Below are 16,180 nucleotides of genomic sequence, written 5' to 3' on the forward strand. Positions count from 1 at the left end.
TGGCCCGCCGCTTTCGGGCGGGGTTGGCCCACCTTCGAGGGCGCCGTACACTACTCAGGCAGGCAGCAGGACAGCTCCGGTCGGCGATAGACCAAAGGCTACAGGATTTGCCCGAGGAATTCCTGCGTGCGCGGATCACTGGCCTCGTCGAAGAAGGTCGTCGGAGGGCCATGCTCCACGATGACACCACGATCCGTAAAGTAGATATGATCCGCCACTTCGCGCGCGAAGCCCATCTCATGGGTCACCAGAATACAGGTCATGCCTTCTGCCGCGAGATCCTTGATCGTCACAAGCACCTCTTTGACCGTTTCGGGATCCAGCGCCGCCGTAACTTCATCAAACAGCATGACATCGGGGTTCATCGCGAGCGATCTTGCAATGGCCACGCGCTGTTGCTGGCCGCCTGAGAGCTCTCCGGGATAGCTGTCTTCCTTGCCTTGCAAACGCACCTTGGCCATCAGGCGGCGCGCGCGTTCTTCAACGCCTGCCTTGTCCTGCTTGAGCACTTTGACCGGCGCCATCATGACGTTTTCCAAGGCCGTCTTGTGCGGAAACAGGTTGTATTGCTGAAAGACCATCCCGACCTTCTTGCGCAGCTCGAGCTTGTCCAGATCGGGATCATGGACCTGTTGTCCCTCGACGGTGATGGAGCCACCCTGAATGTCGTTGAGCGCATTGATGCAACGGATCAACGTCGACTTCCCTGAACCGGACGGGCCAATGATGCAAATCACCTCGCCCTTCATGACATCGAAGGACACGCCCTTGAGCACTTCCAGCGCGCCAAAACTCTTTCGCACGTCCTTGAGAGAAACGATGGGTTGATCAGGCGTCCAGGTCATAGTTTCACCGCGAATTTACGCTCGAGCCGCATGGTGAGGCGAGCAATGGGGTAGCAATAGATAAAGAACATCACCAAGGCGAAGCCGAAGAAGGGCACCAGCAGTTCGGGGTGATTGTCCTCGGCTTCCATGGCCTGACGGCTCAGCGTGATGATCTCTTCAATGCCCAGCAAACTGCACAGGGGCGTTGCCATTGTCAGTATCGCATACCAATTCATCCAGGGCGGCAGCATGCGCTTGTAGCATTGCGGCAAGATGATCTGCCAAAGGATCTGACGGCGGTTGAAGGCGAGGCTCTCCGCTGCCTCCCATTGCGCGGTAGGGACCGATTGCACCGCGCCGCGCACCACTTCCGAAATATTGGCCATGACCGGGAGCGACAGCCCAAAGACACCTTTCATCCAGTCGGGTATGCGGATTGTCGTGCCGAAGATGGTGACTTCGAAGGGCAAGGCCAGCAACACGATAAAGAGCAGGACAAGCCAGGGCGAGTTACGAAAGAGCTGCGTGATGAACCACGCGGCATACCGCAGCGGCTTGAGCGGCGAGATTTGTGCGAGCCCCAGCGCCGCGCCTGCAACAGTGCCGATCGCCATGGCGAGCACCGATATCAGCACGTTGAACAAAAATCCTGACCACAACAGGAAGGGCATCCAGCGCCACAGCGCGCCGAAGGCCTCGCCGGTCGAGTAATTGGATTGCGCATAAGCCAGCGTCGGCCAGATCACCATCAGCGCCATGAGCGCAAACGGGCTCCACCATGGCAAACTCGCGAGCCAACGGGTGGCGAGATAGCTGTCGGGGGAATGCGCCGCAACATTGAACGGTTTGAGAACCGCCATGCCTTGCGCGGGCGCATTGAGACCGGGAATGCGCTTCATGTGCCGTACCCCGGGATCCGCATGGCTTTTTCCCACTTGTGCATGCCAAAGACCAAAATCGCCACGAGCCCCACGTAGGAGACAAAGACGAGCAGCATCGTGGGATATTGCGCCGATGGATAATCGTTCCAGATCGTGACTGAATGGTAGAGCAACTCGGGCACCGCGATGGCGAAGGCCTGCGTTGTCGTTTTGACCAGATTGACGAGGTTGTTGTTCAGCGCGGGCAAACAAACCCGGAAGGCCAGAGGCAGCGTCACATAGATGTAGGTTTGCAAGCGGCTGAAGCCTAAGGATTCCGAGGCTTCAATTGTGCTGTTGGGCACGGCTTCTATGCCAGCGCGGAAAATCTCGACATTGAAGGCGCCTGCAAAAAAGCTCAGCGATATGATCGCCCATCCAACATTTGAGATGATGGGCTCCACGGTCCAGCCATCTTCGCCGGGCACCACCGGTGTGAACTGGCCCAGCGCGAAGTAGAAAAACAACAGCTGCACCATGGGCGGCGTATTGCGAAAAAACTGGATGTAGCCCTGCACCACAGCGCGCGTAATGACCGAGCGCGCGCCTTGCATCCACGCCCCGACCAACCCGATCACAACCGAAAAGATAAGGCACATGACGCTGAGCTTTATGGTCATCCAGAGGCCGGCCAGAATCTTGTTCTGTTGGCGCTCTTCATACATCCAGATGAAATTCCAGCGCGGGGCATCCGCCGCCAGCTCTCGGAAGAACTCTTCCATTCAAGACCTGTTTTCGTAAAAGGGGGCCTCCCCCGAACGCATATGGCTCGGGGAAGGCTTATACTATGGAAAGCGCAGCGGGCTTATTCCGCCAGCCAATCGCTGTAGCGCTCGGCTTTGTCGGCAAGATAGGCCGTGGGCTTGATGCCCCATTTTTCTTCCAGCGCAATCAAGGTACCGCTCTGGTGCCAGTTGAACTGCATCCCGGACATGAAATTGCCAAAGACGCAGTTTTTCTCCTCGAGAGGAACGGCGAGGGCCCATGGGTTGTCGTCTTCTGAGGCCAGAGGCATTTCGAACTCATCCCAATTGCCGGACGCCAGATCGGAGCCGATGGAGCTGTCATCATAGACCCAGGCCACGCACTTGCGATCCCGCAGGGCCTGCTTGGCTTCTGCGTTGCCGGTAAAAGCCATAACCTCTACGTCATAGCGCTCTTCAACGATTTGATTGTAAAACGCGCCCTGCTTGCCGCAGACGGTTTTGCCCGTCAGGTCTGTCCACTCGGTGAACCCGAGCGCTTTTGGTGACATGACGTTTGTGCCCGAGGTGTAGTAATTCGGGCCGACAATACCCACGATCTCGCGGCGGTCTGCCCGGTCGGACATGGTGGCGATCATCAGGTCGATCTTGCCTTGCTCGAGAAACTGCATCCGGTTGGACGATTGCACGGCGACCAATTCAAGCTCGACACCCATGGCGCGCGCCACATCGGCGGCCATATCGACCTCCATACCAACAATGTTGCCGCTCTCATCGCGGAAACCCCATGGCTTGTAATCGGCCTTGACCCCCACCACGATCTTGCCGCGCTCCATGACCGCATTCCAGCGATCGTTCGTGCATGCAGCCGCAAGTGAGCTGGCGGTGACGGCCGTCATGGCCAGCGCGCTGACCGCCGTTGTCAGTGTCTTTTTCATCTTTGTTCTCCCATGTTGTTGGCCGGTTATCCCCGGTCCAATGTACCGAATATCGGATGTCGCCCTTCATGCGTGGCGCTTCTTGTCTGAGCCTTTGGCCCGTTGATGAGACCCACCATACCGACAATCGCCTCAAAACAAATACTCACGTCGGCATGTGAGGAAAAAAACTCCACCTCATGCGCAATTCAGCGGAAAAATTGGCGTCAATTCAGACACTTCCTTTGGGATGGCTTGCGCGCACAACGACGGCCCGCTGCACAAACTCAATGCGATCTGAGGCCTGCATCAGCCATCTCACAGGCTGCAATGGCCCCTTGCAACTTGTCTCTCGGCGCGGAAACATCGTCTGATTATCCGCGTTTTGCATTGGGGTCATCATATGTGCGCTCTTCCAAATCATGCCTCCGTTGTTGTGATTGGTGGCGGCATCATGGGCTGTTCGACCCTGTATCATCTGGCCAAGATGGGTGTCGCAGATGCCATCCTTCTCGAGCACAACCGACTAACCTCCGGGACAACCTGGCACTCTGCCGCGCAAGTCAGGGCCCTGCGCCATTCACGCAATCTGACCCGGATGATCCAGTATTCCGTCGATCTCTACAGCCAGCTGGAGAAGGAGACCGGGCAATCCGTGGGGTGGATCCAGAAAGGATCGCTGTCCATTGCCACGACGCCCGACCGGCTCACACACATCAAGCGGCAAGAAGCGTTGGCCCATGCCTATGGCATTGACGCGCGCTCCATCAGCGCAGGCGAGGCCCAGGAGCGCTGGCCCTTGATGAATGCTGCTGATGTCCTGGGCGCGGTCTGGTCGCCGGATGACGGGCGCGTGTCTCCGTCTGACGTGTGTGCGGCTTTGGTCAAATCCGCCAGGGGCCTTGGCGCGCGGATTTTCGAGCATACAGGTGTGACAGGCATTTTGACGAAGAACGGCCGTGTCACCGGCGTCGAGACTAATCAGGGCACGGTCATGTGCGACGCGATTGCGCTTTGTGCCGGCCTATGGTCGCGCGCGCTGGGAGCAATGGCCGGCGCTCGGGTTCCTGCGCTGGCCTGTGAACATTTCTACCTGTTGACCAAACCCATCGATGGCATTTCCGGCAATATGCCCACGCTCAGCGACCACGACAGCCATCTCTACATCCGCGATGACAGTGGCGGGCTATTGGTGGGTTGTTTTGAGCCCATGGGCAAACCCATTGCTCCGGAGGTTTTGGGCGAGAATTTCGAGTTTGGTCTGTTGCCGGAGGATTGGGATCATTTCGAGCCCATGATGCGCCTCGCCCTGCACCGCTTGCCCGCGCTGGAGACCGCCGAGGTCAAGATGCTGTTGAACGGGCCCGAGAGTTTTACGCCCGATGGCAGCTTCATGTTGGGCGAAACGGCAGAAACGCGCGGACTTTTTCTTGGGTGCGGGATGAACTCGGTTGGCATGGCCTCGGGCGGCGGCGCGGGAATGAACCTGGCGCATTGTATTGTGCACGGGCACACAGCCTATGACCTGACCGAGGCTGACGCCAAGAGATTTGCCCCGATCTACAATTCACTTGAGCACCTGATGGCCCGGGCGCCTGAAATCCTCGGCACACACTACGACATTGCCTACCCCGGCAAACAACTGCGCACTGCACGTCATCTGCGGCAGCTGCCGCTGCACGCGGAACATGAAAACGCAGGCGCGCATTTCGGACCGACATATGGTTGGGAGCGCCCCCTTTATTTTGGCAAGGCCGCAGAACCAAAGCTGAGGTTTGATCGCCCGGACTGGTTTGAAAACGTCGCAAGCGAAGTGCGCGCTGCACATGAACGGGCCGCGATCTTTGACGCGTCCAGCTTTGGAAAAATCGAGGTGTCAGGCCCCGATGCGGAGGCCTTCCTGCTGCAGAGCTGTGCGGGCCATATGGGCCGCAAACCGGGCTCTGTGATCTACAGCGCGGTATTGAATGACCGCGGCACTTACGAGAGCGACATCACCGCGCAGCGCATCGCGCAAGACCATTACCGCCTCTTTGTCGGCACCAATGCCATCGCCCGCGATCTGGCGTGGTTCGCCCGTGCCTCCGAAGGGTTTGACGTCGCTTTGGAAGACAGTACCGAGAAATATGCCGTCTTGGCGCTGATGGGCCCGCACGCCGCGCACATTGTTGCGGAATGTGGTGCGCCGGAGCTGAGTGAGCTGCGGTATTTCGAAGTAGGTCCCGCCCATATCGCGGGAAAACATGTGCGCGCTGCGCGGATGTCCTACGTGGGCGAAGCCGGGTGGGAAATCACTTGCTTGAGTGAGAACGCTCCCGCGATCTACGCCGCCTTGAGCACGGCGGGCGCTCAGCCTGCAGGTCTTTTTGCACAAACCTCCATGCGGATCGAAAAGGGCTTTTGCGCCATGGGCCATGAGCTCGATGGCGATGTCAGCCCCATTGAGGCAGGCCTCGACTTTGCCACGCGCAAGACCGGCGCGTTCACAGGCTATGAGGCCCTAAAAGAACGGTATGCGGCGGGCGCGCGCTGTCAGGTCCTCTCATTGATATTGGACGACGAAAGCGCCAACCCTTTGGGCCATGAGCCGATCTATCAAGGCTCACACCTGATCGGGCAGACATCGTCCTGCGCCTTTGGTCACCGCATTGGCAAACCAATCGCCCTTGGTCATTGCACCGTTCCCCTTGAGACAGGCGCACGCGTCCAGATTGATATCGCGCGGCAACTCCATGAAGCGACGGTAACGCGTGGCCCGGTGTTTGACCCAGCCGGCCTGCGCATGCGCGAACGCTGACAAATGTCGTCTCGCAGGGTCTTGGGGCTCAGGTTTCGGACACTGTCGCGATCGACGTCTCGGACAGTTTTTGAACGAGGCTCTCCTCGATCTCCTCCAGAACATGGGCTACACGTCGTTGCAACGCAAGTTCGACAGAACACGAGGGAGGATCCGTTTCCTCAGACGTGGCGATCATGCGTTCATCCAGCGCGAGGTAAACATCCGCCAACGTGATGTCCCTTGCATCGCGCGCCAACCGCCAACCACCGGCATGCCCTTTTTCCGAGCTGAGCATCCCCGCCTCACGCAAACGGCCCAGAACCCTGCGCACCACGACAGGGTTGGTCCCCGCGTGTTCGGCGATTTCGGCGGAGGTGCGCATGCGATCGGGGTCGCTTGCCATGTGGCTGAGCGTATGCAGGGCGAGGAACAGGCGACTATTGCGCTTCATCTGCGACATTTCTCCGCGAGGCCATCATATGTAACAATTTGTGTTGCATTCATCTAGTAACTGCGCAAGTTGCGTGACATATAGACTACCTTCGGACATTACCCATGCCAGATATACGCCTCCCCGTCACGGCCCTTTCCGGGCTGCTCGGGCCCGGAACCACGACAGGACGACACCACACAACGCCCTCACATATTCCTCTGCCCTATTCGTCTGCAAAACGCCGCAGCATCAGGCCTGCGACAACGAAACCCAGCACATCGGTTGCCCCGACATGGGCCACGTGAACCGGAACCTCGGGCAATCCACTCTGCGCCGCACCCGTCGCGCAGGCGATCCAATGGCCACCTATGATCGGCTACCCCGCCCCCTGCGCGTTTGGCTGTCACACGCCGCCCTGCCCTGGTCTCCCGCATCTGCGCAGCGCATCTGGACGAAGTCCCGCGCCAAAGGCTTGTCACCCGAAGAGGCTCTTGCCTCGCTTAACAAAGCCGAAACCCGCATGCTTTCGCGGGATCAGCACGCCACCTGTTTCAAACTCAACGCGTCGACCTGAAGGAAACCCCATGTCGTTCATTTCACGGCTTGCCCTGACCGCTACATTTTCCGCTGCTCTGAGCCTGAGCACTGCACTTCCCGCTGCGGCACAGGAGGGCAGTTTGACCATCGCCGTTGGCTTTGGTCCAACCGCCGAAATCCCCGACCCGTGGGCGGGCTATAACGGCTGGATGTCGAACCAGACCGGCGTCACAGAGACATTGATGGGCATCGATTATGATCTCAATCTCTACCCACGTCTGGCCGAGAGCATCGATCAAACCGCGCCCATGACATGGCGCGTGACCTTGCGCTCTGGCCTGACCTTTCACGATGGCTCACCTGTCACTGCACAGGCCGTGATCAATGCGATCTCGGCCATCTCCGATGAGGCGCATCCGGGCCACAATACGCGCATCGCAAAGCTTCTGGATCTCGCCGGCATGTCCGCCGACGGGGAGCAGGCAGTGATCTTTGAGACGAATACGCCAAACGCGGCCTTCCCATGGTCCCTGTCTGAGCCCGGCATCGCGATCCTTGGGCAACCGTCTGAGGCCTATCCCATCAATGCCACCGGGCCTTATGTCTTCAAGGAAGCCGTGCCCGAGCAATTGTACCGCGCAGAAGCCAACCCCGACTATCGCCTTGGAACACCTGGGCTCGAGGAAGTTCGCGTTGTTGTCGCTGGCGACCCCGCCACGGCCGCGCTGGCCTTTGAGGCTGGTGAAGTCGATATGGTAATCAATTACCCCGAGACGGACTTCGCCCGCATACAGGAAACCGGCGCACAGGGCTTTGTCGCCCCCACGGCGCGGCTCTATTTCTTCACGGTGAATGCAGCCAGCGGTCCGATGGCCAATCCGCTCATCCGCAAGGCTGTATCCATGGCGATTGACCGTCAGGGCGTGGTGGACGCTGTCCTCTCGGGCGTGGGCGGCGTTCCGGCCGAGACGATCTTTCCCGAAGGCAAAGGCTGGGCCGCAGATATCTCCATCCCCTACGATCCCGCACAGGCTGAGGCCTTGCTCACAGAGGCAGGCGCGGTCAAGCAAAGCGGGCGTTGGATGCTCGACGGAGAACCGCTGGAGATCAATATCGTGAGCTATTCCTCGCGCGCCGCGCTCCCGCCCACAGCCGAGCTGACGCAGGCCTTTCTGTCGGCCATCGGGATCACGGCCAATGTGCGGCTAGGTGAATGGGGCGCCAGCAATGATGCCATCGCCGCAGGCGAAGCCGATATGTTTCTGCAAGCCTGGGTGACGACTCCTCAAGGGGACCCGGGCGCTGTTCTGGAAACGTTGCTGAAGTCCGATGGCAGCTCAAATTCCGGTCGCTATGCAAATCCTGAACTGGATGCACTGCTGGATCAAGGGCGGTTGACCTTCGAGCAATCCAAGCGCGAAGCAATCTATGATGAGGTGCAAGCACTTATCGCAGAGGATGCCGCTTTGATCCCGGTGTTCCATGTCGCGCAGACCAACGTCGCAAAAGCAGGATTGACAGGCTACGCAGTCCATCCGACGGAAACCTACTGGATCACACACGAGACGAAATTCACTGAATGACACTGAAACTTTCCGGCTTGAGCGCTGTGCGCGCGGGCCGGACCATCCTTCACCCCACGTCTCTTGAAATCGAGCCAGGTGCACGCATCGGGCTCGTTGGGTGTTCCGGATCCGGCAAGTCGACCTTGAGCCACGCATTGGTCGACGCCCTTCGCGATCAGGGGCGCAAAGTGGCGCTGGTCCCGCAGAGCCCGGACGAAGCCCTGGACTCATTGCGCAGCATGGCGTTTCACTGGCGCGAAGCCGAACGCGGGCTGGGCCTGCAACCCGGCGCCGCGGATCAGGGCGCGCTCTTTGAAGCACTGAAAATACGCGGCGGCGATCTGCGCAGCCGCCCCTGGGGCTGGAGCCGCGGGATGCAGCAGCGCTTTGTCATCGCCATGGCATTGATCGGCAAGCCTGATCTGATTGTCCTCGATGAACCCACATCCGCGCTGGATCCCATTGTGGCTGCCGCCACGATGGATTTGCTCGACGCGCATCTCGCGGCAACCCGTGTTGCCATGGTGCTGGTCACCCATGATCTGGGCCTCGCGGCCCGGCGGGTCTCGCGGCTCATGGTGATGCACGAGGGCCGCATCGTGGAAGACGCCGCGACCTTAGACATCCTTGAACGTCCGCAAACCGAGGCCGCCCAAGCCCTGTCGGCCCATCGCAACTGGATGTCCTTGCCATGTTGAGGTTGGACAAGGTGGCCGTCAATCGGGGCGCGTCGCGCGCGCTGGAGGACATCTCGCTGACGCTGGAGCGCCCGCAGACTCTGGCCGTCGTGGGCGAAAGCGGTGCCGGCAAATCAACGCTCATTGTCACGATCCTCGGTCTGTTGCGCCCTGCCGCGGGCACCATAACCTGGAATGATAGCCCGGTGCGCGCCTGCCGTCCCGCCCTTGTCATGCAAGAGCCCCGTGCGGCCTTCAATCCTTACCTCTCTTTGCGGCGCTCCGTTCTGGAGCCCATCCTGGCGCAAAAGCAACCCGTCCCCGAGGCGCGGATCAAACGCCTGTGCGACGGGCTTGAGCTTTCTCAAGGCCTGCTGGACCGACGGCCCGGCGAAGTGTCCATCGGGCAAGCGCAACGGGCCGGAATTCTCAGAGCCCTCATCGCAGCGCCGCCGCTGGTTTTATTTGACGAACCGCTCTCGGCCCTCGATGCCGTCACACAAAAACACACCGCTCGGCTGATTGCTCAGCTGCAAAGAGAAGAGCGCTTTGCCGCCCTCATTGTGACCCATGATCTGGGCTATGCCATGGCCTACGCCGATGAAATCGCCGTCCTCAAGGCCGGCCGGATCGAACAGATCGCTGACCCACAGAGTTTCCTGAGCGCGCCGCGCACGCCCTATTGCGCGGCGCTACGGGATGCCGCGATTGCTCTGGGCGCTTTGGAGGTCGGGCCATGATTGCGGATGTGCTTGGTCTTGTGTCGCGCGCCCTTGTGGTCCTGACGGGAACCGCGCTCGTGACCTTTGCGCTTTTGTGGCACGCGCCCGGCGATCCAGCGCAAGCGATTGCCATGGCGCGCTTTGATGCCCTTCTGACCGAAGAGGTTATTGAGCAAGTGCGTGCAGAGGCCGGGCTGGATCAGAGCTTCTGGGCCGCTTTCCTGCATTGGGTCGGACCTTTGCTCGTGTTGGACTTCGGCAATTCAGCCGTGACGGGGCGGCCCGTTTGGCCTGATCTCCGGGCTGCAATGGGTTATACGGTTCCGCTGGCGCTGGCGGGCCTTGCGATTGGTCTGGCCATCGCACTGCCACTGGCCATCCTCGCGACCCGGAAACCCGGCGGGCTGCTGGACCGTCTTGCCGTCGGGGCCGCATCGCTGGGGGCGGCCATTCCCGCCTATTGGCTGGGGTTGCTCCTGATCTTGCTCTTCGCGGTTCAGCTGGCCTGGCTGCCCGCGATGGGCGCGCGCACGCCGGCCCATGCGATCCTGCCCGCTTTGACCCTTGGCCTGGGTGTCGCAGCCTCGCTGACGCGGATTATCCGCTCCGGCATTCTGGAAGCACGGGGGCAGGCGTTCCTGCCAGCGCTGAGGCGGCGCGGTGTCTCCCCCCGCGCCATGGGGCGTGACCACGTCGCCCCCCATGCGGCCATTCCGGTCGTAACCGTTTTTGGGCTGGAACTGGCCTTCCTGCTGGAAGGCGCCGTGATTGTGGAGATCATCTTCGGGCGGCCCGGTTTGGGGACCTTCCTCGTGACCGCCATCGAAGCGCGGGACTTCCCGCATGTTCAAGCCGTTGTCGTGCTGACCGCATTGTTGTTTGTCATCGTCAACATGTTGCTTGATCTCATCTACAGACTGATCGACCCACGGATTGGAACGCGCGATGCGTAGCGTTGCTGTGTTGGCCTGTGTGCTCCTGCTGCTCGCCGCCTTCGGGCCGATGCTGGCGCCTTATGATCCCACGGCGATCAATATCTCCAACAGGCTCTCTGCACCAAGCGATGCACATCTGCTGGGCACAGATGCGTTTGGGCGCGATATCCTCTCGCGTTTGCTGCACGGGGCGCGATGGTCGCTTGGCCTGGCGTTTCTTGTGTCGATCATTGGCCTGTGTCTTGGTACGCTTGTTGGCCTCCTTGCGGCGCTCGGGGGTAAGGCTGCGGATTGGGCACTGATGCGGATCACGGACACTTTTCTGGCCTTCCCGGACCTCGTGGCTGCGGTGGTCATTGCCGGGCTGCTCGGTGCCGGAACCGGGAGCCTTATCTTCGCACTCAGCGTCACGGGGTGGATGCGATATGCCCGCGTCGCACGCGGGGTTGGCCTGTCCGTGCAATCGCGCGGCTACGTGGTGCAGGCGCATCTAGCCGGGCTTTCGCGATTGTCCATCGCGCGGTGGCACTATCTGCCCGCGATCCTGCCCTCTCTGACCGTCGTCTGGACCGGGATGTTTGCCCGCGCGATCCTTGGAATATCGGCTTTGGGATTCTTGGGATTTGGCGTCCAACCCCCGATGCCCGAATGGGGCACGATGCTGCTTGATGCGCGCATTCACATGCGCTCGACCCCATTGCAAATGATCTGGCCCGGAATGGCCGTTGTGATCAGCGTATTGGCTATCAACCTGACGGGAGATGCATTGCGCGATGCACTGGCACGAGACAGCGCGCGCGGCGAGGCTGCATGACGCAAGGGGACCGTGCGAGTTGGGGGATCGGCCTGCGTATTCTCTCCGGCGTTTTGGGCGCGGGCATGTTCATCTGCGTGAAAGCCGTCAGCGATGAAGTGCCTTTGGGAGAAATCGTTTTCTTCCGCTCGTTCTTCGCCTTTATCCCGCTGATCGTCTTTTTATGGCTCCGCAACGAATTCCCTGGCGGTTTGCGCACCAAGCGGCCCTGGGCCCATGTGACGCGCTCTGCGTTTGGCGCACTCGCGCTTTTTACTTCCTTCGCGGCCATCGCGCGGCTCAATGTGGCTGAGGCCATTCTGATCGCCCAGCTCTCACCGGTGCTCATGGCTATCGCGGCAGTCTTTTTGCTCTCTGAGCGCCTGACGATCTGGCGGGTGCTGGGCCTTGCGCTGGGGTTTGCGGGAGTTGTTGTTTTGGTCTGGCCGGAACTTGGCGGCACCTCCGGAAGCCCGGAGCGGTTGATCGGGTATCTCATTGGATTGGTCTCTGCCGTTTTGTCTGCCTTGGCGCTGATCATGGTCCGAAATCTCAACCAGACGGAAAGCCCCGGGGCTATTGCGTTCTACTTCGTGCTCGCCTCCCTGATCGGCGCTCTGCTCACTTTGCCTTTGGGTTGGGTGATCCCTGATCCACAGACACTTGTCTTGCTCATGGCCTCCGGTCTTTTCGGCGGTTTTGCCCATATCACAATGACGTTGGCCTTCCGATACGCGCAGGCCTCGCGCCTTGCGCCATTTGAATACCTCGCGCTATTCTGGCCGCTGCTGGCAGATCTGTTTATCTTCCAGCTGCCGCTCAGCTCGGCTTTCCTGCTGGCCGCACCGCTTATCCTGGCGGGGGCAATCGTTGCAGCTGCGGAAGGAGGACGGCGCGCGGGGCAAAGGAGGACAACGGGATGAGCGACAAGATCCCTCCATTGATTTCCACTGTCTCCAGCGCCTTCATCGCGGATTGGCTGGTGGCTCTGCGGGCGCTGTGTGCGCCGGATCACTACGCCTCCCTCCTGAAGAGATCGCATCTCGAGTATGATGCGACGACCCCTCAAAGCCGGGTCAACCTCGATCAGATCGTATCGCTGTACCAACTGGCGGCGGTAGAAACCGGAGACGAAATGATGGGGCTCTGGTCGCGCCCGATCCGCCCGCGCGCGTTGCAACATCTGCTGACGTCGGTGCGCGAGGCGACCTCCCTCACATCCGCGCTCTACCGGTTTTCGACGTTCTGGAACCTTTTGCTCGATGATTATCAATTCGAGCTCGTGGAGCTTGCGGCCGAGCGCAGGTTTGCTTTGCGATTGGTGGCGCAGGGCGACGATCCGGTTCAGCGCTTCGGACACATGCTGATCCTGAAGCTGGCGCATGGCCTGCTGTCCTGGCTTGCGCGCGCGGAGGTCGCTGTTGCGGGGGTGGAGTTTGCCTTTGCCAGACCGGACTTCGACGACGACTACGCGCTGATTTTCCCCGCGCCCCTGACATTCGATTGCCCCCAAACAGCGATCCTGTTCGATGCGGATGTTCTGGGCCCGGTACAAGTGCGCAGCTCTGCTGATCTGGACCGGTTTCTGGAAAATGCACCCCGCGACTGGATATTCACGAAATCCCAGCAGCATACGCAATCGCTTCGGGTGCGCGCCTATCTCGCACAGGTTGGTTGGGAAGAGGCCCATCTGCGCCATGCGGCGGACGCGCTGCACATGACACCGCGCACGCTGATCCGGAAACTGGAAGCGCAGGGAACATCCTTTCAAGCCATCAAAGACGGCCTGCGACGCGACATTGCCATCCGGCAGTTGCAAGTGGGCGAAGTCAGTATCGAGGCCATCGCACAGGATGTAGGCTTTGCCTCTGCTGCGAGTTTTCACAAGGCCTTTCTCAGATGGACAGGCACGACACCGAGCACCTATCGCAGATCCAACCAGATTGCGAGATAACGCGCCCGCTCAATTTGTCACTTTTGGACAATTTCCTGTCACCACACGCAATGGCGCTCTTCACTTGCGGTGCCTAGGTACGTTTTCAAACAAGAAACACAACATAGCCGCCATCTGCGCTCACGCATTGCCGAGCAACGCTTGGCGTTTTTGGACAAGCCGCGCTCTCACGAAGGATTTGACCATGTCTGACAAACTGACCCGCATTCTCGCCTCTGCCCATGCCCATGCGACCGATGTGATCACCCCCAATGTCGATACCTGGAACACCGCCAAAGTCTGGCCGCGTAACGCGTCCGATGCGGCGGGGGCCGCCGGGCTGACAGGGCTCTATGCTCCCGAGGAATTTGGCGGTCAGGGTCTGTCTCTGGCAGAAGGTATTCAGGTATATGAGCAATTGGGGCTTGGGGACGGCGCCTATGCGTTTGCGCTCTCGATGCATAATATCTGCACGTTTGCGGGCTGCGGATATGGGACTGATGCCTTCAAAGAAACATGGGCCCGGGATCTGACATCAGGGCGCAAGCTCGCGAATTTTGCCCTGACAGAACCGCAATCCGGCTCTGATCCGATGAAAATGTATACCCGCGCGACCATCAATGACGATGGCACCTGGACGATCAATGGCGCCAAGGCCTGGGTCAGCCTTGCAGGCGAGGCGGATATCTATTTCACCGTCGTCAAGACAAGCGATACTCCGGGGCACAAGGACATGGCGATGATCGCCATTCCGGCCGACACACCCGGGATCAGCTTCGGTGCAAAATACGACACGCCCTCCTACTCGTTCCTGCCAATGTCCGAGATGTATCTCGACAATGTCGTGGTCAGTGAAGACAACATCATCCTGCCTATTGGTCAGGGTCTGCAAGGTTCGCTCATGGCCATCGATATCGCGCGCGTCTCCATCGCGTCGGGCTGTTGCGGGCTGATGCAGGCGGCGCTGGATACGGCGCTGTCCTATTCCAAGAACCGCAAGATGTTTGGCGGCAAAAACCTCGATCTGGATGGGATCCAATGGATGCTGGGTGAAGTCGCGACCGATCTGGAGGTGTCCAAGCTGCTCTACCGCAAGGCCGCTGAGGCACTCGGGACGCCGGAAGGCCCCTTGATGGCGGCCCATGCCAAACGCTTTGTCCCGGATGCGGCGGTTAAGGCCGCCAATACCTGCACACAGGTCCTCGGGGGTATGGGGTTGTTGCAGCCTTACGGACTGGATCGCCTGTCACGGCTGGCGCAGATGCTTCGGATCGTCGACGGGACAACCGAGATCAGCCGCGTTGTCATTGGACGGGCGCTCCAGAAACGGGCGGCAACCTTGCCAGATCTCGCAGTGCCCAAGGGATATGGCGAGGCGAAGGACGATGCGCCCCTGGCCGCTGAATAATAAAGACAAGGCCAGCCAGTTTCCCCGGCTGGCCTCGCTGGCCATTGGCCACGACGTGGCTCAATAGCGGTAACTGACAAAATTCAGCAGCCCCGCACCGCCGTAGCCCGGGTAGGCTTCGGATAGAGCCGCAACAGCTGTTTCCGCATCCCCGCTCGAGGTGATGACCTCGTTTTGGAAGATCAGATACGCGATGGCATCGTCCAGAGCGCCGGGGCTCGCAGGTAGACCATGCCCGGCCCCCACAAGCCTCAGATCATCCGTCGCGCGGATACCCTCCAGTGCGGCAATCCAATTGGGTGTATTGCCCAGCGGGAAGGCGTGCGCATTGGCGTAGAGCAGGTCCTGAGCGATCACGAGGCCCGCTTCTGGGATATGGAACGTCAGGGTGTTGGCGGCTTCTGCATCCTTGATCTCGGCAATCTCAACGGCAACGCCGCCCCAACTTGTCGCGCCGAGACCCAGCCCACCTTCAGGCATGTAGAGCGGCGTATCATCGCCGAATTGCGCTTTGCGATCTTCGAACATGTCCGTGCTGGCCTCGGCATCCGCGCGCACGGCATCGGATGTCACAAACGGCACATCAGCAAACTGCGCCGCACCCAACAGATGGTCCGGATGGGCATGAGACAGGTAAAGCTGTTTGATCGGTTTGCCGAGACTGTCGGCATAGGCCCGGACTTCGCTTGCGAAACTCTGCAGGAACTGCGCGTCGATGATATGCAGCTCGTTTGCTGTCTCGATGATATGCGTATTAACCAACGCCGACGCCTCTGGCGCTGTATAGCTGTGCAAGGTCACGGCCCCGAGCTTATGGATCGTGATCATACCTGCCATCGGCGTCGCCGCGTGGCTGGCGGCCTGCGCCACTTTCCCGGTTGTGGCGAAAGCCGTGCTGATCACGCCTGCACTTGCGGCTGCCGTTATCAGTTGACGTCGGTTGAGAATGGGTTTGGTCATGGAAGAAACCTCTTTGGTTCTGGTTGATTTCCACCAGCATTACCCGCGTGCTGTTTCAAACTTAACAGCC

General features: G+C 60.0%; 16 protein-coding genes. 10 read left to right on the forward strand and 6 right to left on the reverse strand.

Going from position 1 to position 16,180, the window contains the following annotated elements:
* Nucleotides 1-98: 98 nt before the first annotated feature.
* From ACP15S_RS11380 to ACP15S_RS11395, 4 genes are all read right to left on the reverse strand, one after another.
* Nucleotides 99-845: an amino acid ABC transporter ATP-binding protein gene (locus ACP15S_RS11380; RefSeq protein WP_425039759.1), complete on the reverse strand. Its 747-nt coding sequence runs from the start codon at nucleotides 843-845 to the stop codon at nucleotides 99-101.
* Entirely contained in the window at nucleotides 842-1,726 is an 885-nt protein-coding gene (locus ACP15S_RS11385) for an amino acid ABC transporter permease (protein WP_425039760.1), read from the reverse strand. Before ACP15S_RS11385 ends, ACP15S_RS11380 begins: the two co-directional genes overlap by 4 nt.
* Nucleotides 1,723-2,469, reverse strand: a complete 747-nt coding sequence (locus ACP15S_RS11390) for an amino acid ABC transporter permease (RefSeq protein WP_425039761.1) — start codon at nucleotides 2,467-2,469, stop codon at nucleotides 1,723-1,725. The genes ACP15S_RS11385 and ACP15S_RS11390 overlap by 4 nt, the downstream gene beginning before the upstream one ends.
* Nucleotides 2,470-2,552: 83 nt before the next feature.
* A complete protein-coding gene (locus ACP15S_RS11395) occupies nucleotides 2,553-3,389 on the reverse strand; it encodes a transporter substrate-binding domain-containing protein (protein WP_425039762.1) in 837 nt (278 codons plus the stop codon).
* A 382-nt stretch (nucleotides 3,390-3,771) separates the two neighbouring features.
* Here ACP15S_RS11395 and ACP15S_RS11400 point away from each other — a divergent pair, with 382 nt between their 5' ends.
* Nucleotides 3,772-6,165 (forward strand): GcvT family protein, encoded by a 2,394-nt coding sequence (locus ACP15S_RS11400; RefSeq protein WP_425039763.1) that lies wholly within the window; start codon nucleotides 3,772-3,774, stop codon nucleotides 6,163-6,165.
* Between the two features lie 28 nt (nucleotides 6,166-6,193).
* On the opposite strand, the gene ACP15S_RS11405 is transcribed toward ACP15S_RS11400, so the two are convergent.
* Nucleotides 6,194-6,598, reverse strand: coding sequence for an RrF2 family transcriptional regulator (locus ACP15S_RS11405; RefSeq protein WP_425039764.1), 405 nt, complete (start codon nucleotides 6,596-6,598; stop codon nucleotides 6,194-6,196).
* A gap of 274 nt (nucleotides 6,599-6,872) precedes the next feature.
* Here ACP15S_RS11405 and ACP15S_RS11410 point away from each other — a divergent pair, with 274 nt between their 5' ends.
* The 9 genes from ACP15S_RS11410 (at nucleotide 6,873) to ACP15S_RS11450 (ending at nucleotide 15,150) form a co-directional block, all read left to right on the forward strand.
* On the forward strand, nucleotides 6,873-7,154 hold the full coding sequence (locus ACP15S_RS11410) for a DUF6525 family protein (protein ID WP_425039765.1): 282 nt from the start codon (nucleotides 6,873-6,875) through the stop codon (nucleotides 7,152-7,154).
* Nucleotides 7,155-7,164: 10 nt separating this feature from the next.
* Nucleotides 7,165-8,700, forward strand: coding sequence for an ABC transporter substrate-binding protein (locus ACP15S_RS11415; RefSeq protein ID WP_425039766.1), 1,536 nt, complete (start codon nucleotides 7,165-7,167; stop codon nucleotides 8,698-8,700).
* Entirely contained in the window at nucleotides 8,697-9,380 is a 684-nt protein-coding gene (locus ACP15S_RS11420) for an ATP-binding cassette domain-containing protein (protein WP_425039767.1), read from the forward strand. Before ACP15S_RS11415 ends, ACP15S_RS11420 begins: the two co-directional genes overlap by 4 nt.
* Nucleotides 9,374-10,099: an ABC transporter ATP-binding protein gene (locus tag ACP15S_RS11425; protein WP_425039768.1), complete on the forward strand. Its 726-nt coding sequence runs from the start codon at nucleotides 9,374-9,376 to the stop codon at nucleotides 10,097-10,099. The genes ACP15S_RS11420 and ACP15S_RS11425 overlap by 7 nt, the downstream gene beginning before the upstream one ends.
* Nucleotides 10,096-11,034 (forward strand): ABC transporter permease, encoded by a 939-nt coding sequence (locus ACP15S_RS11430; RefSeq protein WP_425039769.1) that lies wholly within the window; start codon nucleotides 10,096-10,098, stop codon nucleotides 11,032-11,034. The genes ACP15S_RS11425 and ACP15S_RS11430 overlap by 4 nt, the downstream gene beginning before the upstream one ends.
* Nucleotides 11,027-11,830, forward strand: coding sequence for an ABC transporter permease (locus tag ACP15S_RS11435; protein ID WP_425039770.1), 804 nt, complete (start codon nucleotides 11,027-11,029; stop codon nucleotides 11,828-11,830). Before ACP15S_RS11430 ends, ACP15S_RS11435 begins: the two co-directional genes overlap by 8 nt.
* Nucleotides 11,827-12,732: a DMT family transporter gene (locus ACP15S_RS11440; protein WP_425039771.1), complete on the forward strand. Its 906-nt coding sequence runs from the start codon at nucleotides 11,827-11,829 to the stop codon at nucleotides 12,730-12,732. Before ACP15S_RS11435 ends, ACP15S_RS11440 begins: the two co-directional genes overlap by 4 nt.
* Nucleotides 12,729-13,763, forward strand: a complete 1,035-nt coding sequence (locus ACP15S_RS11445; RefSeq protein WP_425039772.1) for an AraC family transcriptional regulator ligand-binding domain-containing protein — start codon at nucleotides 12,729-12,731, stop codon at nucleotides 13,761-13,763. The genes ACP15S_RS11440 and ACP15S_RS11445 overlap by 4 nt, the downstream gene beginning before the upstream one ends.
* A gap of 184 nt (nucleotides 13,764-13,947) precedes the next feature.
* Entirely contained in the window at nucleotides 13,948-15,150 is a 1,203-nt protein-coding gene (locus tag ACP15S_RS11450; RefSeq protein WP_425039773.1) for an acyl-CoA dehydrogenase family protein, read from the forward strand.
* A gap of 60 nt (nucleotides 15,151-15,210) precedes the next feature.
* Here the strand turns inward: ACP15S_RS11450 and ACP15S_RS11455 are convergent, their stop codons facing one another.
* Nucleotides 15,211-16,110 carry an MBL fold metallo-hydrolase gene (locus ACP15S_RS11455; RefSeq protein WP_425039774.1) on the reverse strand — a complete coding sequence of 300 codons (900 nt, stop codon included), beginning with the start codon at nucleotides 16,108-16,110 and terminating at the stop codon, nucleotides 15,211-15,213.
* Between the last annotated feature and the right edge of the window lie 70 nt (nucleotides 16,111-16,180).

Source organism: Primorskyibacter sp. S187A (assembly GCF_049800955.1).
In the GTDB taxonomy this organism is placed as follows: Bacteria; Pseudomonadota; Alphaproteobacteria; order Rhodobacterales; family Rhodobacteraceae; genus JAKVBH01.

What these genes read in the sequence shown, in the direction of transcription:
- ACP15S_RS11380 (WP_425039759.1), bottom strand. Translation starts at nt 845, where the DNA reads ATGACCTGGACGCCTGATCAACCCATCGTTTCTCTCAAGGACGTGCGA.
- ACP15S_RS11385 (WP_425039760.1), bottom strand. Translation starts at nt 1,726, where the DNA reads ATGAAGCGCATTCCCGGTCTCAATGCGCCCGCGCAAGGCATGGCGGTT.
- ACP15S_RS11390 (WP_425039761.1), bottom strand. Translation starts at nt 2,469, where the DNA reads ATGGAAGAGTTCTTCCGAGAGCTGGCGGCGGATGCCCCGCGCTGGAAT.
- ACP15S_RS11395 (WP_425039762.1), bottom strand. Translation starts at nt 3,389, where the DNA reads ATGAAAAAGACACTGACAACGGCGGTCAGCGCGCTGGCCATGACGGCC.
- ACP15S_RS11400 (WP_425039763.1), top strand. Translation starts at nt 3,772, where the DNA reads ATGTGCGCTCTTCCAAATCATGCCTCCGTTGTTGTGATTGGTGGCGGC.
- ACP15S_RS11405 (WP_425039764.1), bottom strand. Translation starts at nt 6,598, where the DNA reads ATGAAGCGCAATAGTCGCCTGTTCCTCGCCCTGCATACGCTCAGCCAC.
- ACP15S_RS11410 (WP_425039765.1), top strand. Translation starts at nt 6,873, where the DNA reads ATGGGCCACGTGAACCGGAACCTCGGGCAATCCACTCTGCGCCGCACC.
- ACP15S_RS11415 (WP_425039766.1), top strand. Translation starts at nt 7,165, where the DNA reads ATGTCGTTCATTTCACGGCTTGCCCTGACCGCTACATTTTCCGCTGCT.
- ACP15S_RS11420 (WP_425039767.1), top strand. Translation starts at nt 8,697, where the DNA reads ATGACACTGAAACTTTCCGGCTTGAGCGCTGTGCGCGCGGGCCGGACC.
- ACP15S_RS11425 (WP_425039768.1), top strand. Translation starts at nt 9,374, where the DNA reads ATGTTGAGGTTGGACAAGGTGGCCGTCAATCGGGGCGCGTCGCGCGCG.
- ACP15S_RS11430 (WP_425039769.1), top strand. Translation starts at nt 10,096, where the DNA reads ATGATTGCGGATGTGCTTGGTCTTGTGTCGCGCGCCCTTGTGGTCCTG.
- ACP15S_RS11435 (WP_425039770.1), top strand. Translation starts at nt 11,027, where the DNA reads ATGCGTAGCGTTGCTGTGTTGGCCTGTGTGCTCCTGCTGCTCGCCGCC.
- ACP15S_RS11440 (WP_425039771.1), top strand. Translation starts at nt 11,827, where the DNA reads ATGACGCAAGGGGACCGTGCGAGTTGGGGGATCGGCCTGCGTATTCTC.
- ACP15S_RS11445 (WP_425039772.1), top strand. Translation starts at nt 12,729, where the DNA reads ATGAGCGACAAGATCCCTCCATTGATTTCCACTGTCTCCAGCGCCTTC.
- ACP15S_RS11450 (WP_425039773.1), top strand. Translation starts at nt 13,948, where the DNA reads ATGTCTGACAAACTGACCCGCATTCTCGCCTCTGCCCATGCCCATGCG.
- ACP15S_RS11455 (WP_425039774.1), bottom strand. Translation starts at nt 16,110, where the DNA reads ATGACCAAACCCATTCTCAACCGACGTCAACTGATAACGGCAGCCGCA.